The sequence below is a fragment of the Streptomyces sp. NPDC091376 genome, from assembly GCF_044757085.1.
GTDB classification, from domain to species: domain Bacteria; phylum Actinomycetota; class Actinomycetes; order Streptomycetales; family Streptomycetaceae; genus Streptomyces; species Streptomyces pratisoli.
The window spans coordinates 186,589-207,895 of record NZ_JBIVUF010000001.1 but is presented as its reverse complement, the minus strand read 5'-3'; the positions used below and the strand labels follow the sequence as shown (position 1 = coordinate 207,895).

Sequence of the window (21,307 nt, the reverse complement as noted above, 5' to 3'; positions counted from 1 at the left end):
GGGCAATGGCCCCGCGCCGCGGCAGGCGGCGCCGCACGCAGGTCCGGGCGAGCCCGGGAAACAGCGAGGCCCGGCACCGCCCCGACCCCGCGTCTCCGCAGGGGCGTCCCGATAAGGCACTCTTGTCCCCGTGCCCCATCCCGAACCGGCTCTGCCTCCGAACACCGCCCATCCGCACTCCGCGACCCTGAAGCGCCTGGAGCAGTCGTCCGGCCGCCTCGCCGCGAACGCGATCGCCCGCATGGACGAGACGCTGTCGTGGTACCGGGCGATGCCCCCGGAGAACCGGTCGTGGATCGGCCTGGTCGCCCAGGCCGGTATCGCCGCGTTCACGGAGTGGTTCCGGCACCCCGAGACCCCACAGGCGATCTCGACGGACGTCTTCGGTACGGCTCCGCGCGAGCTGACCCGGGCGATCACGCTGCGCCAGACCGTGGAGATGGTGCGGACGACCATCGAGGTCATGGAGGCCGCGATCGAGGAGGTCGCCGCGCCCGGCGACGAGTCGGTGCTGCGCGAGGCGCTGCTCGTCTACGCGCGGGAGATCGCCTTCGCGACCGCCCAGGTGTACGCGCAGGCCGCCGAGGCCCGTGGCGCCTGGGACGCGCGGCTGGAGTCCCTCGTCGTGAACGCCGTGCTGTCGGGCGAGGCCGACGAAGGGGCCGTCAGCCGCGCCGCGGCGCTCGGCTGGAACTCGCCCGAGCACGTGTGCGTCGTTCTCGGCACCGCGCCCGACGGGGACAGCGAGCTGACGGTCGAGGCGATCCGCCGCGCGGCCCGGCACGCCAAGCTCCAGGTGCTGACGGGAGTGCTCGGCGACCGGCTCGTCGTCATCGCGGGCGGCAGCGACAATCCGCTGCATGTCGCCAAGGCGCTGATCGGCCCGTACGCGGCCGGGCCCGTCGTCGCGGGACCCGTCGTACCGGACCTGCTCGCCGCGACGAGGTCGGCGCAGGCCGCGGCCGCCGGGCTGAAGGCGTGTTCCGCCTGGCAGGACGCGCCGCGCCCGGTGCTGGCCGACGATCTGCTGCCGGAGCGCGCGATCGCGGGAGATCCGTCGGCGCGCGAGCAACTGGTGGAGGAGATCTACAGACCGCTCGAAGAGGCCGGCTCGGCGCTCCTGGAAACGCTGAGTGTGTATCTGGAGCAGGCAAGCAGTCTCGAAGGCGCGGCCCGGATGCTCTTCGTCCACCCCAACACCGTCCGCTACCGGCTCCGACGTGTGACTGACGTCACCGGCTGGTCACCCTCCGATGTCCGCTCCGCGTTCACTCTGCGGATCGCGCTCATCCTCGGGCGTCTGGTAGACGGCGATCAGCAACTCTAGGATTTTGTCGGACACCAACAATTCCCCTGACGGTTCTTGGTCCCTGTCCCCACGGGCGGCCGGGACCATCCACAAGAGAGAGTGTGAGGGTGCTCGTACTCGTCGCTCCCGGCCAAGGCGCTCAGACGCCCGGCTTCCTGACTCCCTGGCTCGAACTCCCCGGCGCCTCCGACCGCATCGCGGCCTGGTCCGACGCCATCGGGCTCGACCTCGCCCACTACGGCACGAAGGCCGACGCGGACGAGATCCGCGACACGTCCGTGGCGCAGCCGCTGCTCGTCGCGGCCGGTCTGCTGTCGGCGTCCGCGCTGGGTGATGTCGCGCCCGGCGCCGTGGCCGGTCACAGCGTCGGTGAGATCACGGCCGCCGCGTTCGCGGGTGTCCTCGACGACACCGCCGCGCTGCGTCTGGTACGGACCCGCGGCCTGGCGATGGCCGAGGCCGCCGCGGTCACCGAGACGGGCATGTCGGCGCTGCTCGGGGGCGACCCGGAGGTGAGCGTCGCGCACCTGGAGAAGCTCGGGCTGACCCCGGCGAACGTCAACGGCGCGGGCCAGATCGTCGCCGCGGGCACGATGGAGCAGCTCGCCGCGCTGGAGGCGGACAAGCCGGAGGGCGTCCGCAAGGTCGTCGCCCTCAAGGTGGCCGGCGCGTTCCACACGCACCACATGGCGCCCGCGGTCGCCACGCTGGACGAGGCCGCGAAGGCCCTGGCTCCCGCGGACCCGAAGCTGCCGTACGTCTCCAACAAGGACGGGCAGACCGTCGCCTCCGGGGACGAGGTCCTCTCGCGTCTGGTCGGCCAGGTCGCCAACCCGGTCCGCTGGGACCTGTGCATGGAGACCTTCAAGGCGCTCGGCGCGACCGCGCTCGTCGAGGTGTGCCCGGGCGGCACGCTCACCGGTCTCGCCAAGCGCGCCCTGCCGGGCGTCGCGACACTCGCCCTCAAGACCCCCGAAGACCTCGACGCGGCCCGCACGCTGATCGCCGAGCACTCAGCCTGACAAGGAGCCGTAGCGCATGTCGAAGATCAAGCCCAGCCAGGGCGCCCCGTACGCACAGATTCTGGGTGTCGGCGGCTACCGCCCCACCCGGGTCGTGCCGAACGAGGTGATCCTCGAGAAGATCGACTCCTCCGACGAGTGGATCCGCTCCCGCTCGGGCATCGCGACCCGGCACTGGGCGAACGACGAGGAAACCGTCGCCGCGATGTCGATCGAGGCCTCCGGCAAGGCGATCGCCGACGCCGGGATCACCGCCGAGCAGATCGGTGCCGTGGTCGTCTCGACCGTCTCGCACTTCAGCCAGACCCCCGCCATCGCCACCGAGATCGCCGACAAGCTCGGCACCGACAAGGCCGCGGCCTTCGACATCTCGGCCGGCTGCGCAGGCTTCGGGTACGGCCTCACCCTCGCCAAGGGCATGGTGGTGGAAGGTTCCGCCGAGTACGTCCTGGTGATCGGCGTCGAGCGGCTCAGCGACCTGACCGACCTCGAGGACCGTGCGACGGCCTTCCTGTTCGGCGACGGCGCGGGCGCGGTCGTCGTGGGCCCCGCCCAGGAGCCGAGGATCGGCCCGACCGTCTGGGGCTCCGAAGGCGACAAGTCCGCGACGATCAAGCAGACCGTGCCGTGGAACGAGTTCCACGTCGGCGACGTGTCGCAGCTGCCGCTCGACTCGAAGGGCGAGATCAAGTTCCCCGCGATCACGCAGGAGGGCCAGGCGGTGTTCCGCTGGGCCGTGTTCGAGATGGCGAAGGTCGCCCAGCAGGCGCTGGACGTGGCCGGGATCACCGCGGACGACCTGGACGTCTTCATTCCGCACCAGGCCAACATGCGGATCATCGACTCGATGGTGAAGACTCTCAAACTGCCGGAGCACGTCACGGTCGCCCGTGACGTGGAGACCACCGGCAACACCTCGGCCGCCTCGATTCCGCTTGCGATGGAGCGGCTTCTGGCGACCGGGCAGGCGAAGAGCGGCGACACCGCGCTCGTCATCGGCTTCGGGGCGGGGCTCGTCTACGCCGCGACGGTCGTTACCCTCCCCTAGGCAAGCATCCGGATCTTCCGGATATCCGGTCCTCCGGGCAAGCCCAGTTCAACCCTCAGCTACACACCGAAGGAGCGCCACATGGCCGCCACGCAGGAAGAGATCGTCGAAGGCCTCGCCGAGATCGTCAACGAGATCGCCGGTATCCCGACCGAGGACGTCCAGCTGGACAAGTCCTTCACCGACGACCTGGACGTCGACTCGCTGTCCATGGTCGAGGTCGTCGTCGCCGCCGAAGAGCGCTTCGACGTCAAGATCCCGGACGAGGACGTCAAGAACCTCAAGACGGTCGGCGACGCCGCCGGCTACATCCTGAAGCACCAGGCCTGATCCAGGCCGATCAGGTACGCCACCCAGCGGTGGCGCCGCTGATTCACGAACCCTCATAGACCGTGGAGAAAGAATTCCTGTGAGCTCGACCAATCGCACCGTGGTCGTCACCGGTATCGGCGCAACCACACCGCTGGGTGGCGACACCGCATCGACCTGGGAAGGTCTGATCGCGGGACGCTCCGGCGTCAAGCCCCTCGAGGGCGAACGCTTCGCCGACCTGCCCGTCCGTATCGCCGCCCCGGCGGCGGTCGACCCGGGTGAGGTCCTGCCCCGGCCGCTGGCGCGCAAGCTGGACCGCTCGGCCCAGTTCGCGATCATCGCCGCCCGTGAGGCGTGGGCCGACGCCGGCTTCTCCGCCCCGGCGGGCGAGGAGGAGCAGATCCTCCCCGAGCGGCTGGGCGCTGTCATCGCCTCCGGCATCGGCGGTGTGACGACCCTGCTCGACCAGTACGACGTGCTGAAGGACAAGGGCGTACGCCGGGTCTCTCCGCACACCGTGCCGATGCTGATGCCCAACGGCCCCTCGGCGAACGTCGGTCTGGAGGTGAACGCCCAGGCGGGCGTGCACACTCCGGTCTCCGCGTGTGCGTCGGGCGCCGAGGCGATCGGCTACGCCGTGGAAATGATCCGCACCGGCCGCGCGGACGTCGTGGTCGCGGGCGGCACCGAGGCGGCGATCCACCCGCTGCCGATCGCGGCGTTCGCCAACATGATGGCGATGTCCAAGAACAACGACGAGCCCGAGAAGGCCTCGCGTCCGTACGACAAGGGCCGCGACGGCTTCGTCCTCGGTGAGGGCGCGGGTGTCGTCGTCCTGGAGTCCGCGGAGCACGCCGCCGCGCGTGGCGCCAGGGTGTACTGCGAGGTGCTGGGCCAGGGTCTGTCCGCGGACAGCCACCACATCGCGCAGCCCGAGCCGACCGGCCGCGGTGTCGCCGCCGCGGTGCAGAACCTGCTGGACAACACGGGTCTGAAGCCGTCCGAGGTGGTCCACCTCAACGCGCACGCGACCTCGACGCCGCAGGGCGACATCGCCGAGATCAAGGCGCTGCGCAAGGTGCTGGGCGACGACCTCGACCATGTCGCGATCTCCGCCACGAAGTCGATGACGGGTCATCTGCTCGGCGGCGCGGGCGGCATCGAGACCGTTGCCACGGTCCTGGCGCTGCACCACCGGGTGGCCCCGCCGACCATCAACGTCGACGACCTCGACACCGAGGTCGAGGCGGACATCGTCCGCGACGAGCCGCGCGCGTTGCCCGAGGGCACGATCGCGGCGATCAACAACTCGTTCGGCTTCGGCGGCCACAACGTGGTGCTGGCGTTCCGTACGGTCTGAGAGCCATGACCCGTCCGGGGCCCGACTCCTCCTGGGAGTCGGGCCCCGGTGCGTTTCGGCCCCGGTGCGTTTCGGCTCCGGCGCGCATCCGCCCCGGTGCGTCTCAGCGCAGGGCCGCCCATGCCTCCGGGGCGCCGAGATCCGCGTAGAGGCGGGCGCGTTGTGCGGGGGTGAGCGTGGTGGCGAGGGCGTCGAGCACGCGGCCCGCCTCCCCGGCGGGTACGGCCTCGACGGTCGCGCGGGCGACGGCCGCGCGGTCCGCGGGAGGCAGTGCCGGGAGCATCCGGCGCAGATCACCGAGGCTCTCCTCCGGGGTGCGGGACGCGCGGAAGGCGCCGAACACCTCGGCGAGTTCGTCGTCGCCGCAGCGGTCCCACAGCGCGGGCATGGCGACGGTCTCCTCGGCGTGCAGATGGGCCAGATAGGCGCTGATGAGTTCGTTGAGGGCCAGATAGAGCGCGTGCCGGTCCTCGGACCGGGCGCCGGAGGCCGCCTTCGGGAGCGAGCGCGCCCGCTCGTCCAGTGCGGCGAGAGCCGTGTCGAGCCGCAGGTGCTCGGCGTCCAAAGCGTCGGCGGCCGCCGGTGCCCGGTCCCGCAGCAGCGGATGTATGTAGGTGTCCTCGTGGTCGGCGTGCTCGCGCAGCTCCTGCGTCATGGCCAGGCATTCCTCGGCGAGCCGCTCGACGGCGGCGGGGTCCGCCTCGTCCGCCGCGCCGAGCCCGACCGCGAGGGCGAACAGCCGGGCGCGCTGGCCCATGTGAACGTTCCGGTACACATCGATCCTGGGCATGGCACCTCTCCTTGGGATGTACCCCCCGGCTAGAATGACAACACATTCACATACAGACAACATGTTGTCAAAGGAGGCGGGACCGTGCCCGACGAGATCGCACTGCTCGTGGCGGATGTGTACGAGGCCGCGGGGGCGCTGCGCCGTCTCGGCGAGCGGACCGCGCGGGCCGAGGGGCTCACCCAGGCCCGCTGGCAGGTGCTGAGCGTCGCCTCCGAGGAGGCGCTCACGGTGCCGCAGGCGGCCCGCCGGCTCGGCGTCACGCGACAGAACGTGCAGCGTGTCGCCAACGACCTCGTGGAACTCGGGCACGCCGCGTACACGGCCAATCCCGACCACCGGGGTTCACCCCTGCTGACCCTCACGCCGAGCGGACGGGACGCGCTCGCGAGCGTGACGGAACGGGCGACGGAGCAGCACCGCACGCTGTTCGCCGCACTGCCGGAGAAGGACGTCGCCGCTGCGCGCTCGCTGCTGCACGGACTGCTCGCGGAGCTGAACCGTCAGGAGCGGGCGGCAGGCGAACAGTGAGGCAGGTTCCCACCGCCCCGGACGCGGAGCCGGCGCGTCAGACCACCTGGTGGAGCCAGCGGACCGGGGCGCCCTCGCCCGCGTAGCGGAAGGGCTCCAGCTCGTCGTCCCAGGGCTTGCCGAGCAGCCGGGAGATCTCCGCCTCCAGGTCCGTCTCGCCCTGGGCGGAGCGGGCGAGGGCCGCACGCAGGCGGTCCTCGGGGATGAGGATGTCGCCGTGGATGCCGGTGACGGCGTGGAAGATGCCGAGTTCGGGCGTGGCGCTGTAGCGCTCGCCCTCGGCGGTGGGGCAGGGTTCCGCGGTGACCTCGAAACGGAGGAGCTGCCAGCCGCGCAGCGCGGACGCGAGCTTGGACGCCGCGCCGGGCTCACCCTGCCAGGAGAACTCGGATCTCCAGGTGCCGGGTGACGCCGGCTGGCGGATCCAGTCGAGCTGGACCCGCACGCCGAGCACACCCGCGACCGCCCATTCGACGTGCGGGCACAGCGCTCGGGGTGCGGAGTGGACGTAGAGAACGCCGCGTGTCGTCACCGGGACCTCCAGTGTGGGACGAGGATTGCCTTCCCAGCGGCCTCAGTAAACAACATCAAGCGTGAAACTCCGCAAAACGGACAGCATGTGACGTGATGTAATTTACTGGAGCCGGTGAGCCAGGTGCCTCTGGTTCGACGTGGGAAAAGCTACCGTGCGGCGGGGTCCCAGGGGTGTCGTACCGCCCGTCCGGGGGCCCGTACGCACCAAGCTTTCACCCGCGAGGACGTCAAGGGGGAGGGCAGATGTGTGAATTCCGGCGGAGCCGGCGGCCGGGACGCCGACGACGCGGCGCCGTCGCCGGTCTCACGGCGGCGGCCCTCGTCATGGTGGCGGCGCTGACGGGTTGTGACGTGCCGGGGCCCTCGGCCCAGCGCGGCCCGGTGAAGCGGCCGCAGCCCTCCCCCACTCCCGTCTGGGACCGCAGTCCCGCCTCCCTGGCCGCCGTCGGCGACTCCATCACCCGGGGCTTCGACGCCTGCAGGCTGTTCTCCGACTGTCCCGAGGTGTCCTGGGCGACCGGCACCGACACGGCCGTGCGCAGTCTCGCGCTGCGGCTGCTCGGTCCGGCGGCGGCCGCGGAGCGTGCCTGGAACCATGCGCGGTCCGGGGCGCGCATGGCCGATCTGCCCGGGCAGATGGCGCAGGCCGCGGCCCGCCGGCCCGAGCTGGTGACCGTGATGGTGGGCGCCAACGACGCCTGCCGCGACAGTCCGGAGCAGATGACACCGGTCGCGGAGTTCACGGAGACGTTCGCCTCGGCGCTGGGCTCGCTGCGCCGCACCGCGCCCAGGACGCAGGTGTACGTGTCGAGCGTGCCCGACCTGGAGCGGCTGTGGTCGACCGGGCGCGGCAATCCGCTCGGCAGGCAGATCTGGAAGCTGGGCATCTGCGCCTCGATGCTGGGCGACGCGGACGATCTGAGTACGGCGGCGCAGGAGCGGAGGGCGCTCGTGCAGGACCGTGTCGTGGCGTACAACCGGGCCCTGAAGAGTGTCTGCGCGAAGGACCTGCGCTGCCGGTACGACGGCGGGGACGTCTTCGACTACCGGTTCACCGGCGCGCAGTTGAGCCCCTGGGACTGGTTCCACCCGAGCAAGGACGGTCAGCGCCGGCTGGCGGAGATCGCGTACCGCAACGTCACCGCGGCCAGGCCACCCGCCTAGGAGGTGTCCGGTCGTCCCGTCCGGATCCCGTCCGGAACCCTGTCCGGGTGACAGGGCTTGGCGCGACGGGACCTGGTGGGACAGGACCGGGGCGGCACGGGCCGGGACCCCGGGGCGGCTGTCAGGGACCGCCCCGGGGCGATGAGGGTCTCGGACTCCGAGGGTCGCGGCCGGGCGGCGGTCGCCGAGCGAGTGGGACGCCTGGACCTGGCAGGAGCCGGAGACGAACCTCCAGGATGCGCTTTCCTCGTCCCGGATCACGAAGGCGCGCCGGGGCGGCGGGATCCCGGTCTCGATGCTCTCGCCGGGCGCGGCCCCGGCCGTCGAGCGGCCGGCCGGTCGATGCCCGCGGGGTTCCGTTGAGTTCCTGAAGCCGCTTGAACCACGCCAGTTCTCGCCGGTCCCTCTGGTCACATCGCAACTCCCCTCCGATACTGACGACTTCGAGCGATTCGGTTTCGGCGAAGGGATGCGGCGTGCGGCGGACACTCGGGGTGCTGCTCGTGTCGGCGATGGCGTGCACGATGGCCGGTACGGCTCCGGCGAGCGCCGGCGACCAGGCGGCGGACGCGGCGGGGTCGGCGGCGCCGCCGACCGTGGAGGAGCAGCGGCTGGACCGGGCGGTCCCGCGGGAGATCCTGCGGCGCAGCGGATTCGACTCCCTGACGGGCGGGTTCACACGGGCGCTGCGGGCGGCGGACTCGGCCGACGAGGCCGCTCGGGTCGTGGACCGGCACGGTTCGCGGCTGTGGCGACGGGCCGTCGACAGGGCGCAGGGCAAGGGGCTGGTACGAGGGGATCTCAGCCGGGACGACGACCGTCCGCTGTACTGGGCCAGGCTCACCATGACCCGCGAACTGCGCGGCTGGGAACCACGGTTCACCGTGTCCGCGACCGAGCGGGAGCGGCTGCTCGGCGTGCTGGAGCGGACTTCACGCGGCCAGGACACGATGGACTTCCCGGGCGGCGCCCACGCGGGCGCGGGCGCGGGCTCAGCAGCCGGCAAGGGCTTCAAGCGGATCGTGCTGACCGGCTTCGACCCCTTCACACTGGACCGCGACATCCGCATCAGCAACCCGAGCGGGGCGACGGCACTGGCCCTGGACGGTACGTGGATACGCACCGCGGACGGTGGCCTGGCACGGGTGGAGACGGCCGTCTTCCCGGTCCGCTGGGCGGACTTCGCGGCCGGCACGGTCGAGCGGACCCTGCGCCACCGGCTTCCCGAGGCGGACCTGTTCACCACCGTCAGCCAGGGCCGCGTCGGCAAGTTCGACGTCGAGCGCACCAACGGCGCCTGGCGCGGCGGCTTCCCGGACAACGACAATCTGTCCCGCACCGAGACCGTGCCGGTGGGCGATCCGGCGTCGCAGCCGCAGTGGACCTCGACGACCCTCCCGTACGCCGCGATCGTCGCCGCCGGCACCGGCCGCTTCCCCGTGTACGACAACACCTCCGTCACCGAGATCCCTGCGGGCGGCAGCGCGCCGGTGGTCCGCCCGGAGGGCCCGACCTCCGGCTCCACGGCCCGTGCCGGAGGCGGTGGCGACTACCTCTCCAACGAGATCGCCTACCGGGCCACACTGCTGCGCGACCGCCTCGGTCTGCACGACACGCTGCCGGGCGGTCATGTGCACACCCCGGTGCTGCAGTTCGGCGCGGGCAACACGGATCCTGCGACGGGCACCGTGACCGACCCCGCGTTCGTACAGAACCGGCTGGACATCATCGCCCAGGTACGGGCGATCGTGGGGGTGGCGGCGGCGAACCGCTGACAGTCACCGGCGATGATGGACGCATGATCGCCGCAGCAGCCCAGTTCGTCCCGGTGCCGGGCGACATTCCGGCCAATGTCCGCTCCATGGAAGCCCTGGTCCACCGGGCGGCCGCTCGCGGTGCCCGGCTGGTCGTCTTCCCCGAACTCGCGGTCACCGGGTACGAACTGGGCCTGCTCACCACGGACCCCGGCCTGTGGACGGCCCCCGAGGATGCCCGCCTGTCCGGGCTGCGGGAGGCCTGCCGCGCCACCTCCACGGCCGCCGTGGTCAACTGCGCGGCGCCTTCCCCGGACGGGGGCCGGCCCACCATCGCCTCACTCGTCCTCGGCCCGGACGGCGAGCTGCTGACCCGCTACGACAAGCGGCATCTGCACGGCGCCGAGCACGACCTCTTCGCCGCCGGGACGGCGGACGGCCGCTTCGCCCTCGACGGGGTCCGGTTCGCGCTCGCCGTCTGCTACGACAACCGCTTCCCCAAGGTCGCCGGCCGCGCCGCCGCCGACGGCTGCGAGGTGTACGTGGCGAGTTCGGCGCTGGACGTCGGCAACGACTCCTTCGAGACGGTCTACCCGGTCCGGGCGCGGGACAACGGCATGCACGTGGTGCTCGGCAACCTCGTGGGGCACGGCACCGAGGTCGGGGAGTGCGCCGGCAACAGCGCGGTGTGGGGCCCGGACGGCGCGCTCGTGGCCACGGCGGGCACCGCGGCCCCCGGGCTCGCGGTCGCGGAGCTGCCGGGGCGCCGTCGCGCCTGAGCCAGGGCCGGGCCGGGCCGGGCGCCCGGGTCTAGGACCGGGCCGTCCGGTCCTTGTCGAAGCCGTACGGGGAGTTCGGCGCGGACGCGGCCGGGATCCGGTGCTCCGGGTCCGGTGCCCGGTCGTCCTCGGGTGCCGTCAGGTCGCGTACCAGCAGGGTCGCGCCCGCGACCGCGCCCGGCATCAGGAAGACCGCGACGAAGGGGACGACGAAGGCGACGGCGAGCGGGACGCCGAAGCCGAGGGTGAGGAGACGGCGGCCGCGGAGCAGGGTGAGGCGTTCCCTGAGCTCGACACCACGGCGTTGCAGCGCCACCGCGGTGAGTTCCTCGGCGAGGAAGAAGCCGGTGACGCAGAAGCCGATCACGGGGACGACGGTCTGCCCGACGACGGGGACGAACCCGAGCGCGAAGAGCAGCACCCCGTACAGCGCGACCCTCAGCACCACCTTCAGGCTGTCCCGCGCGGAGATCCACAGCTCCCGCCAGAGCGGCAGCCCGGACTCGGGCACGTCACCGCCCTCGCTGCGGTCGACCTGCTCGGAGAGCGACTCGTAGAAGGGCTGGCCGACCAGCAGGGTCACGGCGGTGAACGTGATCACGGCGAGGAACAGCCCGAAGACCCACAGGAGCGCGGTCAGGAAGCCGCGGAACAGCCCGAGCCACGGCGACGACCAGTCCGCGGCGAACGGTGTCGCCCAGCCCACCAGGTCGTCCGCGCCGTACCCGAGGCCGACGAGGGCGCCGGCGTAGAGCACGAGGGTGACCAGTCCGGGCAGCAGACCGAACCCGAACCAGCGGCCGTGCCGGCCGACCCACCGCTGCCCCTTCATCAAGTAGCCGAAGCCCACACCGAGATCACGCATGCGCCACAGCCTATACGGGACGCCTGAACCGCCGGTCATGAGCATGCGGACGCAGCGGCTGGGGCCTCGGTCGTCAACGCGACGGTCGGTGCATGGGTGAGGGCCGCACCCCGCCGTGACGGGGTGCGGCCCTCGTGGGGTGCCGGTGCGGCGCTCGCGCGGCGCGGGCCGCCGCGTCGTGCCGCGGATCAGACGCGGATCAGACCTCGAGCTCGACCGTGATGTTGCCGCGGGTGGCCTTGGAGTACGGGCACACCTGGTGGGCCTTCTCGACCAGGTCCCTGGCGGTGGCGGCGTCCACGTTCGGGATGACCGCCGAGATCTTGACGATGATGCCGAAGCCCTCGTCGTTCTTGCCGATGCCGACCTCGGCGGTGACCGTCGAGCCGGAGATGTCGGCGCCCTCGTTGCGGGCGACGACTCCGAGCGCACCCTGGAAGCAGGCGCTGTAACCGGCGGCGAACAGCTGCTCCGGGTTCGTACCGGCACCGGAGCCGCCCATCTCCTTGGGCGGGTTGACGACGACGTCGAGCTTGCCGTCGTCGGTGGCGACGCGGCCGTCCCGGCCGTTCTCCGCCGTGGCGACGGCGGTGTACAGGACGTCGGACTGCTGGATCGACATATCAGGTTCCTTCTGTGGATCGCCGCGGCTCGCGCCCACGACCGCGACGGCTGGTCCGAGCCTATCGGGTGAGCGAGACGACCATCTTTCCGGTGTTCTCACCGCGCAGCAGACCGATGAAGGCGTCGAAGCCGTTCTCGATGCCCTCGACGACGGTCTCGTTGTACTTGAGCTCCCCCGAGCCGATCCAGCCGGCCACGTCCTGGACGAACTGCGGCTGGAGCGCGGCGTGGTCGCTGACGAGCATGCCCTGCAGACGCAGCCGCTTGCCGATCACCAGGGCGAGGTTGCGCGGGGCGGGGGTGGGCTCGGTCGCGTTGTACTGGGCGATCATTCCGCAGATGGTGGCGCGGCCGTGCACGTTGAACGAGGACAGCGCGGCCTCCAGGTGCTCACCGCCGACGTTGTCGAAGTAGACGTCGATGCCGTCGGGGGCGGCGGCCTTGAGCTGCTCGGCGACGGGGCCGTTCTTGTAGTTGAAGGCCGCGTCGAAGCCGTACTCCTCGACCAGGAGCTTGACCTTCTCGTCGGATCCCGCCGAGCCGATGACCCGGGAGGCGCCCTTCAGCCTGGCCATCTGGCCGACCTGGCTGCCGACGGCACCGGCGGCGCCGGAGACGAAGACCGCGTCGCCCTCCTTGAAGGAGGCGACCTCGAAGAGGCCCGCGTAGGCGGTGAGGCCGGGCATGCCGAGGACGCCCAGATAGGCGGAGAGCGGCGCGACGGAGGCGTCGACCTTCGTGGCGTGCTTGGCGGGCACGTCCGCGTACTCGCGCCAGCCGAGGCCGTGCAGGACGTGGTCGCCGACCGCGAAACCCTCGGCGTTCGACGCGATGACCTCGCCGACCGCGCCGCCGTCCATGGGCTTGTCGAGCTGGAACGGCGGTGTGTACGACTTCACGTCGTTCATCCGGCCGCGCATGTACGGGTCCACGGAGAAGTGCAGGTTGCGGACCAGGATCCGGCCTTCGCCCGGCTCGGCCACCGGGGCCTCGCGCAGGGCGAAGTCCTTCGGCTCGGGCCAGCCGTGCGGGCGGGAGACGAGGTGCCATTCACGGCTGGACGAGGGAAGTGCGGACATGATGCGGGCTCCTCATGGAAAAGCTTCACTGACTGAAACAACCATGCGACTGAATATTTCATGTTGTCAAGCATCTGGGTATGCTGAACGGCATGGCCACCACACGTACGGACCCGCTGACCCTCGAGGTCGTCGATCTCATCGGCACCGTCGTGGCGCGCTACCACGACGAGTACGAGGAGGTCGCCGCGCGGTACGGCCTCACCGGAGCGCAGGCCAGGGTGCTCGGGCTGCTCTCCGTGGAGCCCACGGCCATGCGCCGGATCGCCCAGAAGCTGAAGTGCGAGCCGTCGAACGTGACGGGGATCATCGACCGCCTGGAAGCCCGCGGCCTCGTCGAACGGCGCCCCGATCCGGACGATCGCCGCGTGAAGATAGCCGCGGCGACGGAGAAGGGCCGCGACACGGCACGGCAGCTGCGGGACTCGCTGCGCTTCGCGCGCGAGCCGCTCGCGGAACTGTCGGCGCAGGAGCGGGGAGTACTGCGGGATCTGCTGAAGCGCATGCTGGGCGAGTCCCCGGACTAGGCCGGGCCCCTGAACGAGGGCGAGCCCCCGGACCAGGCCGGGCGCTTGGACCAGACCGGATGCCCGGACCAGGGCGAGTACCCGGAGCAGGCCGGGCTCCTGAACCAGGGCGAGTGCCCGGATCAGACCGGGCTCCTGAACGAGGGTGAGTCCCCGGACCAGGCCGGATGCCCCGACCAGGCCCTGTCCGTGCCTGCGCCTACAGGCAGAAGATGAACCAGCAGTCTTCCGTCTCGGACGGCGTGGGCGTCGGCTGCGGCGGCGGGGGCGGCTGCTGGGACGGGGACTGCGAGGGCTGCTGCGACGGAGCGCCCGACGCGGAGGGGGATCCGCCGTCGCGCGGATCGGGCGCGGATGACGACTCGGACGGTTCCGCCTGTGACGACGACGGGGCGGCCGTGGGTCGCGTGCTGATCTGCCCGACGGCCGTCCTGGTGGGCCTGGCCGTCGCCGACGACGTCGTGGGCGGCTCCTCCACCGCGCTCGGCCCGGGCGGCGGCTCCGCGCTGCCGGTCGGCTCGGGTATGTCGTCGACCGCGAGCGACTCCTCCTCGCGGACCTCGACGGACGTGTCGTCACCGCCCGACGACTCCTGCGCCAGCTCCGCGAGGCTCAGCGCACCCGCCGCGAGCGCCAGCCCGACCGTCCCTATCAGCAGCTTCCGGCCGCGCCTGCGGCGCGCCCGGGTTCCGGCGGACTTGCGGGCGGCTCGGCGGCCGGACGCGGACGCACGCCGGTGTCCGGCGGGCGGCCGGTGCTCGTCACCGTACGCACCGCCCAGTTCGATGACAACGTCGTCCTCCCGCGCAGCGGCGGGACCGCGATGCCGTAGCTCCTCGGCGGGAGTACCGCACCCGGCGCACGCCAAAGCCCCGTTGAGGTGTCGACGGCACTGGTGGCAGTAATCCATGGCGCCCGCAGCGTATGCAGCGATCGGACAACAGAGATAGCCGCGCCTGTGAGGATCCTGTGTGGAAACGACATCTTAACGGCACGGCGGCTGGCCACGACGTCCTCACGGACCGGGCGATACGGGCACGATGAGGGCATGAACACCTTCGGGCCGCGCGACTTCCAGCTCGTCCTGCTCCGCCGGATGGCCGACCACCAGCCCGGGCTCGTCGAGCGGGCCCGCCATGAGCTGGGCGCTTCGGTCGCCGACATGCGCGAGGCGAACCGCCGCTGGCAGGCGATGGTGCGCTCGCCGCGCGCCCGCGGCTCGCTGGCCCGGTACCGCTCCGTGCTGGGCGAGCCCGAGCGCACGGCCCGCCGCCGGATCGGCGACCTGGAGTGCGACGCGCTGCTGTGGCCCGTACCGCTCTGGCCGGATCTGCGGTTCGAGGTGCTGGCGGCGCCGGGCGGGGCGGTGTGGAACGAGTGGCTCGTACGGGCACCGGGGGCGGCCGGCCCCGAACTGCGCACGGAGGAGGATCTGCGCCCCTGGTCCTGCACGGTCGACGAGGTCGCGAGGTCCTTCGCCCCGGTACGGCCGATGGAGGGCACGGCCCCGACGCGATGGCGGCTCGCGTTCACCCTGCCCGGCGGCCGGCCGTGCGTCGCCGAATTCACCTGGGGCCTGCTGCAACGCCTCATGTGACGCCCGGCGAGATCCGACGCCACGCCTGCCGTGCCGCCTGATGTCACGTCAGGTACGCCCCTCCCGCGCACCCCCGACCGGCTCAGCTCAGCGCGCGCCCCGCGCCGGGCGATCGCAGGATGCGAAGAAGAACCGCTCTCGGGAGGATCCGCTGTGACCGTCAGTCTTGAGCAGTTGCGCCGCTGCCACGTCGCCGTGGATCTGGGTGCCGCGCGGACCCGGGTCTATGTGAAGGGGGCCGGGCTCGTCGTCGACCAGCCGAGCGTGGTCGCGGTCAACACCCGCAACGGCTCTCTCATCGCCGTCGGCGAGTTCGCCGAGAAGATGACCGGCCGGACACCCGACTACATCCGGGTCATGCGCCCCGTCTCCGGCGGCACCGTCGTCGACATCGACATGGCCCAGCGCATGCTGCGGCACCTGCTCGGCGAGAAGCTCCGCCGCCAGCTGCGCCGCAAACCACGGCTGCGCGCCGCCGCCTGCACCCCGCACGAGGCCGATCCGCTCGCGCAGCGCGCGGCCGTGGAGACCCTGGTCGGACTCGGCGCCCGGCGCGTGGAGCTGGTGGACACGCTCATCGCCGGGGCCGTCGGCTGCGGGCTTCCCGTGGAGCAGCCCACCGCCACCATGATCATGATGTGCGGCGCGGCCACCACCCAGGTCGCTGTGCTCTCCCTCGGTTCGATCGTCACCGCCACACGGATCCCCATCGGCGGCGAAGCCGTCGACCACGCGGTCATCCAGCATCTGCGCCACCAGCACGAACTGATGCTGCCCAGCCAGTCCGTACGGCCTCTCCAGCTCGCCCTCAGCGGAAACGGTCTGACCGCCCAGGGTCCCGCCTCCACCGAGATCCACGGCCGGGACGTGGCCACCGGGCTGGCGCGGTCCGTGAAGGTCGACACCGCGGCCGTGCGCGACGCCATCCACACCCCGCTGACCGCGGTGCTCGACGGCATCGGGAGGATCCTGCGCGAGTGCCCGCCGGATCTCGTCGCCGATCTCGCCGACCGCGGGATCATGATGGTCGGCGGCAGCGCGCTGCTGCCGGGATTCGACCAGATGCTGCGCGACGCGACCGGGATGCCGGTGCACATCGCGGAGCGGCCCGACGTGTGCGCGGTGCTCGGGCTCGGGGAGATGCTGGAGGGCCGGGTCCATTCGATGGTCCTCGATCCGCTGACCGCCTGAGGATGCCGCCCGCCCAGAGCCCGCCGGACGGCCCGCCGCCACCGGGACACACGCCGGACGGCCCGCCGCCACCGGGAAGCACGCCGGACGGCCCGCCGCCACCGGGAGACACGCCGGACGGACCGCCAGCACCGGGAAGCACTCCCGGCGGCTGCCCGCCCGGGCGGGCACCACGGCACGCCACGGCCACGAATCTGCCGGCGCTGCTGGAGGCGGTCCTCGGCGTCGGCACCGATCTCGAACTGCGCGGTACGCTCCAGCACCTCGTGGACTCGGCGACCGAACTGACCGGCGCGCGGTACGGGGCGCTCGGCGTCGTCGACCCGGAGCGCGGCGACATCACCGAACTGTTCACCTGCGGGCTGAGCGACGCCGAGCGGGAACGGATCGGCCGGCTCCCGGACGGACACGCCGGACTCATCGGCGCGCTCATCGACGATCCGCGGCCACTGCGCCTCGACGACATCACCGAGGACCCCCGCTCGTCCGGAGTGCCGGAGGGGCACCCGCCGATGCGCACCTTCCTCGGCGTACCGATCCGTGTGCACACCGAGGTGTTCGGCAACCTCTACCTCGCCGAGAAGCGCGGCGGCTCCTTCACCGAGGACGATCTCGCGCTGCTGCGGATCCTCGGCACCCAGGCCGGCATCGCCATCGGCAACGCCCGGCTGTACGCCACGGCCCGCCAGCGGGAACGCTGGATCGAGGGCGCCGCGGCCGTCACCACCGCGCTGCTCACCGGCGAGACCGCGGCGGACGCGCTGATGACCGTCGCCGAGCGGGCCCGGGTCCTCGCCGACGCCTCCGCCGGGGTCGTCCTGCAGCCCACGGAGACCGGCGGCATGGAGATCGTCGCGGCCTCCACCCACGACGACCCCGGCGATCTGATCGGCACGACCATCGAGCCCGGCTCGACCGTGCTCGTCCAACTCCTCGGCGGGGAGCCGGTCTTCATCGAGGACTCCGCGACCGACCCGCGCATGACGACGCGCGTACGGCACCGCTTCGGGCCGTCGATGATGCTGCCGCTGCAGAGCGGCGGCCGGCTCATCGGCACGCTCGCGCTGCCGAGGAAGCGCGGCGACCGGCCGTACACGGCGGCGGAACGGCTGCTGGCCTCGCAGTTCGCCTCCCAGGCGGCACTCGCGCTGGTCCTCGCGGACGCCCAGCACGACCGCGAACAGCTCGCGGTGTACGAGGACCGCGACCGTATCGCCCGCGACCTGCACGATCTCGTGGTCCAGCGGCTCTTCGCCACGGAGATGATGCTGGAGTCGACACGTCGGCGGACGGCGGCCTCGTCCGAGGAGGACGAGCTGCTCGGGCGGGCGGTGGACGAGCTGGACTCCACGATCCAGGAGGTCCGCACCGCGATCTTCGCCCTCCAGCAGCCGCCGGCGAGCGCGCCGACGTCGTTTCGCGGGCGGGTGCTGCGGGAGACGGGCGGGGCGGCGGCGGTGCTCGGCTTCCAGCCGTCGGTGCACTTCACCGGGCCGGTGGACGCGCTGGTGGACGACGAGCGGGCCGGTCGGCTCCTCGGTGCGCTGCGAGGTGCGCTCGCCGCGGCGCACCGGCGGTCCGGGCTCACCGCCGTCGACGTCGAGGTCGACGCGACGGCGGCCCTCCCGGACGGCCGCGCGGGCCTGCGGCTCACCGTCACGGACGACGCCACGTCGGACGACGGCGCGCCGGGGACGACGTTGGTCTGGCAGACGCCGCGCTGAGGGACACGCCGAGCCGAGGGACACGCCGGGCTGCCGACGGACCCACTGAACTTTCGAACCCACTGAGCCGACGAACCCAGTGAGCTGACGAACCCACTGAGCCTTCGAACCCACTATGCCGACGAACGCGCTGAGAAACGCACCCGCCCACCCGGCAACGGCGCAGGAGCGCGGAAATTCGGTCGCGGGGCACGCGGGGCGCCGTCGAGAGTGGGCGCCATGAGTGAGATGTGGACGACCGCGGTCGCCGGCGCGGCCGCCGGGCTGGGTGTGGCGATGCCCCTGGGGGCGATCGGCGTTCTGCTGCTCCAGGAGGGGATGCGGGACCGCCGCAACGCCGTCGCCGCGGCCGCCGCCGTGGCCGTCGTGGATCTCGCGTACGCGGCGGTCGCCACGGCCCTCGGGCCGCTGGTCGCGTCCGCGCTCTCGGGGGTCGAGGCGTGGGTACGGCTGGTGTCGGCGGTGATCCTGATGGTGATCGCGGTACGGGGGCTCTGGGCCTCGCGGCACATGGACGACGGCCTCGCGGCGGCCGAGGCCCCCGACGGGGGCGGGACCGGGGGCGGGGTCGGGGCCGGGCGGACGTTCACGAGGTTCGCCGCGCTGACCCTCGTCAACCCGACGACCGCGCTGTACTTCGTCGCGCTGACCACCGCCCAGGGCGGCTCGCTCAGCGGCGGCGGCGCCGGATTCGTGTTCGTCGCCGGGGTGTTCGTCGCCTCGCTCGCGTGGCAGCAGCTGCTCGTCGCGGCAGGCGGATTCACCGGGGCCCGGATCGGGGCGCGGGCGCGGGCGTGGACGTTCCGCGCCGGTTACGGCCTGGTGGCCGTGTACGCGGTGAAGGTGGCCCTGCCGCTGCCGTGAACGAACGCGGACGAAGGGACGACGGCGCTACCCCATACGGCCCCGCACCGCGCGCCCCCACGTGAGCGTGACTTTTGACTGGGCTCGTGGACACCGCCGAGAAGCCCTCCCCCACCGCCTACGTCGATCTCGTCCTGGCCACGGTCGGCTTCGCCCTCACCTTCTGGGCGTGGAATCTGATCGCTCCGCTGGGTGGCGTCTACAAGGACAAGCTCGGGCTCAGCTCCTTCGAGCAGTCGCTGCTCGTGGCGGTGCCGGTGCTCGTGGGTTCGCTCGGCCGGATCCCGGTGGGCGCGCTCACCGACCGCTACGGCGCCCGGTTGATGTTCCCGCTGGTGTCGGCGCTGACGATCGTGCCCGTACTGCTGCTGATCCCGGCGAAGCACTCGTACGGCGCGATGCTGGCGGTGGGCTTTCTGCTGGGCCTCGGCGGTACGACGTTCGCGATCGGCGTGCCGCTGGTCAACTCCTGGTTCCCGCCCGCCCACCGGGGCTTCGCGATCGGTGTGTTCGGCATGGGCATGGGCGGCGTCGCGCTCTCGGGGTATCTCACTCCGCGCATGGCCAAGCACAGCGAGAACCTGCCGTTCTACGTCGTGGCGATCGCGCTCGCCGTGTACGCGGTGATCGCGGCGGTGCTGCTCAGGGACCGCCCGGACCGGCCGGTGCCGACGGCTTCGCTGTCGCACCGGCTCGCGCTCGCCGGGCGGCTGCGGGTGACCTGGGAGCTGTCCGCGCTGTACGCGATCGGCTTCGGCGGGATCGTGGCGTTCGGGGTGTACCTGCCGACGTATCTGAAGACCTGGTACGAGCTCTCCCCGACGGAAGCGGGCACGAAGGCCGCCGGGTTCGCGCTGCTGACGGTGATCTTCCGGCCCATCGGCGGCTGGCTTTCGGACCATGTCCACCCGGCCCTGGTGACGTCGGCGGCACTGGGGTTCGTGGCCCTCTGGGCGATCGTCCAGGCCTTCGATCCGCCGCTCGCCCCGGGCGGCACGCTCGCGCTGCTGTGCATGGCCGCCGGCCTCGGCACCGCGAGCGGCAGCGTCTTCGCACTCGTCGCGCAGGTGACGCCGCAGCCGCAGGTGGGCAGTGTGACCGGAATCGTCGGCGCGGCGGGCGGGCTCGGCGGCTTCGTGCCGCCGCTCGTGATGGGCGCGGTCTACAGCGCGAAGGACTCGTACTCGATCGGCTTCATGCTGCTCTCGGACCTGGCGCTGGCGGGATGTGTGTACGCGTACGGACGGATGCGGAACATCCGCGCGGGCGGCGAGCCGGCGGGGCGGGCCCCGGCGCCGGCGAAGGCGTGAGACGGGCGCCGGGTCGGTACGCCCGGCGGCGGACGTGCGCCTTGGCCGCGCAGTGCGCCTAGCCGCGGAGGAAGGCCCGTACCCCCTGTGACACGGTCTCGTTGCCGAGGAGGGCGTTGTGGTCAAGGCACCCGGCGGCGTTGTTGGCGGCGCCGGTGAGCGGCACGCTGCTGTCGGGGTTGATCATTTCGTCGCAGCTGGACCACCACGTCGCGTAGCTCACCTCGCCCGGCGTCTCGTCGCCCGACGCCAGCTGGGTCTGGACGTACGAGCCGGGGGTCATGTCACGGCAGGCCTGGTCCCAGGCGGCGCACGCCCAGGCGACGGAGGTGCCGTGGTTGGGGCCGCCGAGGGAGACCCAGCGGCCGACGGTTCCGGTGCCGCCGCCGAACTTCACGTACCAGCGGGTGACGAGGCTGCCGAAGGAGTGCGCGACGACGTCGACGCGCTCGGACCCGGTCTGCCTGCGGACGTCCTCGACGTAGGAGGCGAAGGTTCCGGAGAGGGTCTCGTTGACGGACCGGTGGGTGTCGTAGCCCCAGGAGAACAGCTCGGAGTCGGTGTAGCCGTCGGCCTTGAGGTCCTCGCGGAGGCTGCCCCAGACGCCCGGGTCGGCGTTGTAGCCGTGGACGAGGATCACGGGGTTACGGGCCTGGGCCCGGACCTCGGCCTTCCCCGGGGCCTGGGCTTGTGCCTGAGCCTGGGCCTGGGCCTGGGGAACGAGGAGCGAGGTCAGGACGACGAAGAGCATGATCAGCCTTGCGCGCGTGACGGCCACGGCATCCCCCTCCGGCAGGCATCCGGGAGAATGGTGAGGTCTGTGGGCATGGATGAACAGCCCTGTGCGCAGGGGACTTGGGGAAGCTCGGGACAACGCGAGGAAACCTGAGGAAACCTGCGGACATCCGAGAACACCCGCGTAC

22 protein-coding genes are annotated in these 21,307 nt (G+C 72.1%); 15 read left to right on the top strand and 7 right to left on the bottom strand.

Features of this window, described 5'->3' with window-relative positions; genetic code table 11:
- Positions 1-130 precede the first annotated feature (130 nt).
- The 5 genes from ACIQMR_RS00910 to fabF all read left to right on the top strand — a co-directional run bounded on the left by ACIQMR_RS00910 (position 131) and on the right by fabF (position 5,051).
- Complete coding sequence (locus tag ACIQMR_RS00910) at positions 131-1,327, top strand: CdaR family transcriptional regulator (protein WP_266374410.1); 1,197 nt, start codon at positions 131-133, stop codon at positions 1,325-1,327.
- Positions 1,328-1,416: 89 nt separating this feature from the next.
- Complete coding sequence (locus ACIQMR_RS00905) at positions 1,417-2,331, top strand: ACP S-malonyltransferase (protein ID WP_401381334.1); 915 nt, start codon at positions 1,417-1,419, stop codon at positions 2,329-2,331.
- 16 nt (positions 2,332-2,347) lie between these two features.
- A complete protein-coding gene (locus tag ACIQMR_RS00900; protein ID WP_401381332.1) occupies positions 2,348-3,379 on the top strand; it encodes a ketoacyl-ACP synthase III in 1,032 nt (343 codons plus the stop codon).
- An 81-nt stretch (positions 3,380-3,460) separates the two neighbouring features.
- On the top strand, positions 3,461-3,709 hold the full coding sequence (locus ACIQMR_RS00895; protein WP_266374407.1) for an acyl carrier protein: 249 nt from the start codon (positions 3,461-3,463) through the stop codon (positions 3,707-3,709).
- A gap of 79 nt (positions 3,710-3,788) precedes the next feature.
- Entirely contained in the window at positions 3,789-5,051 is a 1,263-nt protein-coding gene (gene fabF, locus ACIQMR_RS00890; RefSeq protein WP_401381330.1) for a beta-ketoacyl-ACP synthase II, read from the top strand.
- Positions 5,052-5,154: 103 nt separating this feature from the next.
- Here the strand turns inward: fabF and ACIQMR_RS00885 are convergent, their stop codons facing one another.
- Positions 5,155-5,841 carry a hemerythrin domain-containing protein gene (locus ACIQMR_RS00885; RefSeq protein ID WP_401381328.1) on the bottom strand — a complete coding sequence of 229 codons (687 nt, stop codon included), beginning with the start codon at positions 5,839-5,841 and terminating at the stop codon, positions 5,155-5,157.
- Positions 5,842-5,925: 84 nt separating this feature from the next.
- Here ACIQMR_RS00885 and ACIQMR_RS00880 point away from each other — a divergent pair, with 84 nt between their 5' ends.
- Positions 5,926-6,372 carry a MarR family winged helix-turn-helix transcriptional regulator gene (locus ACIQMR_RS00880; RefSeq protein WP_401381326.1) on the top strand — a complete coding sequence of 149 codons (447 nt, stop codon included), beginning with the start codon at positions 5,926-5,928 and terminating at the stop codon, positions 6,370-6,372.
- 37 nt (positions 6,373-6,409) lie between these two features.
- On the opposite strand, the gene ACIQMR_RS00875 is transcribed toward ACIQMR_RS00880, so the two are convergent.
- On the bottom strand, positions 6,410-6,904 hold the full coding sequence (locus ACIQMR_RS00875; protein WP_385474392.1) for a DUF3145 domain-containing protein: 495 nt from the start codon (positions 6,902-6,904) through the stop codon (positions 6,410-6,412).
- A 245-nt stretch (positions 6,905-7,149) separates the two neighbouring features.
- Between ACIQMR_RS00875 and ACIQMR_RS00870 the strand changes: the two genes are divergently transcribed.
- The 3 genes from ACIQMR_RS00870 to ACIQMR_RS00860 all read left to right on the top strand — a co-directional run bounded on the left by ACIQMR_RS00870 (position 7,150) and on the right by ACIQMR_RS00860 (position 10,603).
- Positions 7,150-8,070: an SGNH/GDSL hydrolase family protein gene (locus ACIQMR_RS00870; protein WP_401381323.1), complete on the top strand. Its 921-nt coding sequence runs from the start codon at positions 7,150-7,152 to the stop codon at positions 8,068-8,070.
- A gap of 524 nt (positions 8,071-8,594) precedes the next feature.
- Positions 8,595-9,845: a pyroglutamyl peptidase gene (locus ACIQMR_RS00865; RefSeq protein ID WP_401382607.1), complete on the top strand. Its 1,251-nt coding sequence runs from the start codon at positions 8,595-8,597 to the stop codon at positions 9,843-9,845.
- A gap of 23 nt (positions 9,846-9,868) precedes the next feature.
- The gene (locus tag ACIQMR_RS00860; protein WP_401381321.1) at positions 9,869-10,603 is read left to right on the top strand and encodes a carbon-nitrogen hydrolase family protein; all 735 of its coding nucleotides are present in this window, start codon (positions 9,869-9,871) and stop codon (positions 10,601-10,603) included.
- 31 nt (positions 10,604-10,634) lie between these two features.
- On the opposite strand, the gene ACIQMR_RS00855 is transcribed toward ACIQMR_RS00860, so the two are convergent.
- From ACIQMR_RS00855 to ACIQMR_RS00845, 3 genes are all read right to left on the bottom strand, one after another.
- Positions 10,635-11,468, bottom strand: a complete 834-nt coding sequence (locus tag ACIQMR_RS00855) for an EI24 domain-containing protein (protein WP_401381318.1) — start codon at positions 11,466-11,468, stop codon at positions 10,635-10,637.
- A 199-nt stretch (positions 11,469-11,667) separates the two neighbouring features.
- Positions 11,668-12,090, bottom strand: a complete 423-nt coding sequence (locus ACIQMR_RS00850) for an organic hydroperoxide resistance protein (RefSeq protein ID WP_401381315.1) — start codon at positions 12,088-12,090, stop codon at positions 11,668-11,670.
- A 61-nt stretch (positions 12,091-12,151) separates the two neighbouring features.
- A complete protein-coding gene (locus ACIQMR_RS00845) occupies positions 12,152-13,171 on the bottom strand; it encodes an NADP-dependent oxidoreductase (protein WP_401381313.1) in 1,020 nt (339 codons plus the stop codon).
- Between the two features lie 92 nt (positions 13,172-13,263).
- Between ACIQMR_RS00845 and ACIQMR_RS00840 the strand changes: the two genes are divergently transcribed.
- A complete protein-coding gene (locus ACIQMR_RS00840) occupies positions 13,264-13,698 on the top strand; it encodes a MarR family winged helix-turn-helix transcriptional regulator (protein ID WP_401381310.1) in 435 nt (144 codons plus the stop codon).
- 199 nt (positions 13,699-13,897) lie between these two features.
- On the opposite strand, the gene ACIQMR_RS00835 is transcribed toward ACIQMR_RS00840, so the two are convergent.
- Complete coding sequence (locus tag ACIQMR_RS00835) at positions 13,898-14,608, bottom strand: hypothetical protein (RefSeq protein ID WP_401381308.1); 711 nt, start codon at positions 14,606-14,608, stop codon at positions 13,898-13,900.
- Between the two features lie 138 nt (positions 14,609-14,746).
- On the opposite strand from ACIQMR_RS00835, the gene ACIQMR_RS00830 reads away from it, so the two are divergent.
- The 5 genes from ACIQMR_RS00830 (at position 14,747) to ACIQMR_RS00810 (ending at position 20,384) form a co-directional block, all read left to right on the top strand.
- Positions 14,747-15,295 (top strand): hypothetical protein, encoded by a 549-nt coding sequence (locus ACIQMR_RS00830; RefSeq protein ID WP_401381305.1) that lies wholly within the window; start codon positions 14,747-14,749, stop codon positions 15,293-15,295.
- A 153-nt stretch (positions 15,296-15,448) separates the two neighbouring features.
- Positions 15,449-16,486 carry a rod shape-determining protein gene (locus ACIQMR_RS00825; protein ID WP_266374393.1) on the top strand — a complete coding sequence of 346 codons (1,038 nt, stop codon included), beginning with the start codon at positions 15,449-15,451 and terminating at the stop codon, positions 16,484-16,486.
- 2 nt (positions 16,487-16,488) lie between these two features.
- Positions 16,489-18,210: a GAF domain-containing protein gene (locus ACIQMR_RS00820; RefSeq protein ID WP_401381302.1), complete on the top strand. Its 1,722-nt coding sequence runs from the start codon at positions 16,489-16,491 to the stop codon at positions 18,208-18,210.
- A gap of 219 nt (positions 18,211-18,429) precedes the next feature.
- Positions 18,430-19,074, top strand: a complete 645-nt coding sequence (locus tag ACIQMR_RS00815; RefSeq protein WP_401381300.1) for a LysE family transporter — start codon at positions 18,430-18,432, stop codon at positions 19,072-19,074.
- Between the two features lie 86 nt (positions 19,075-19,160).
- Complete coding sequence (locus tag ACIQMR_RS00810) at positions 19,161-20,384, top strand: nitrate/nitrite transporter (RefSeq protein ID WP_401381297.1); 1,224 nt, start codon at positions 19,161-19,163, stop codon at positions 20,382-20,384.
- A gap of 58 nt (positions 20,385-20,442) precedes the next feature.
- On the opposite strand, the gene ACIQMR_RS00805 is transcribed toward ACIQMR_RS00810, so the two are convergent.
- Positions 20,443-21,162 carry an esterase/lipase family protein gene (locus ACIQMR_RS00805; protein ID WP_401381294.1) on the bottom strand — a complete coding sequence of 240 codons (720 nt, stop codon included), beginning with the start codon at positions 21,160-21,162 and terminating at the stop codon, positions 20,443-20,445.
- Between the last annotated feature and the right edge of the window lie 145 nt (positions 21,163-21,307).

What these genes read in the sequence shown, in the direction of transcription:
- ACIQMR_RS00820 (WP_401381302.1), top strand. Translation starts at nt 16,489, where the DNA reads ATGCCGCCCGCCCAGAGCCCGCCGGACGGCCCGCCGCCACCGGGACAC.
- ACIQMR_RS00855 (WP_401381318.1), bottom strand. Translation starts at nt 11,468, where the DNA reads ATGCGTGATCTCGGTGTGGGCTTCGGCTACTTGATGAAGGGGCAGCGG.
- ACIQMR_RS00815 (WP_401381300.1), top strand. Translation starts at nt 18,430, where the DNA reads ATGAGTGAGATGTGGACGACCGCGGTCGCCGGCGCGGCCGCCGGGCTG.
- ACIQMR_RS00845 (WP_401381313.1), bottom strand. Translation starts at nt 13,171, where the DNA reads ATGTCCGCACTTCCCTCGTCCAGCCGTGAATGGCACCTCGTCTCCCGC.
- ACIQMR_RS00865 (WP_401382607.1), top strand. Translation starts at nt 8,595, where the DNA reads ATGGCCGGTACGGCTCCGGCGAGCGCCGGCGACCAGGCGGCGGACGCG.
- ACIQMR_RS00840 (WP_401381310.1), top strand. Translation starts at nt 13,264, where the DNA reads ATGGCCACCACACGTACGGACCCGCTGACCCTCGAGGTCGTCGATCTC.
- ACIQMR_RS00835 (WP_401381308.1), bottom strand. Translation starts at nt 14,608, where the DNA reads ATGGATTACTGCCACCAGTGCCGTCGACACCTCAACGGGGCTTTGGCG.
- ACIQMR_RS00830 (WP_401381305.1), top strand. Translation starts at nt 14,747, where the DNA reads ATGAACACCTTCGGGCCGCGCGACTTCCAGCTCGTCCTGCTCCGCCGG.
- ACIQMR_RS00860 (WP_401381321.1), top strand. Translation starts at nt 9,869, where the DNA reads ATGATCGCCGCAGCAGCCCAGTTCGTCCCGGTGCCGGGCGACATTCCG.
- ACIQMR_RS00870 (WP_401381323.1), top strand. Translation starts at nt 7,150, where the DNA reads ATGTGTGAATTCCGGCGGAGCCGGCGGCCGGGACGCCGACGACGCGGC.
- ACIQMR_RS00885 (WP_401381328.1), bottom strand. Translation starts at nt 5,841, where the DNA reads ATGCCCAGGATCGATGTGTACCGGAACGTTCACATGGGCCAGCGCGCC.
- ACIQMR_RS00850 (WP_401381315.1), bottom strand. Translation starts at nt 12,090, where the DNA reads ATGTCGATCCAGCAGTCCGACGTCCTGTACACCGCCGTCGCCACGGCG.
- ACIQMR_RS00895 (WP_266374407.1), top strand. Translation starts at nt 3,461, where the DNA reads ATGGCCGCCACGCAGGAAGAGATCGTCGAAGGCCTCGCCGAGATCGTC.
- ACIQMR_RS00900 (WP_401381332.1), top strand. Translation starts at nt 2,348, where the DNA reads ATGTCGAAGATCAAGCCCAGCCAGGGCGCCCCGTACGCACAGATTCTG.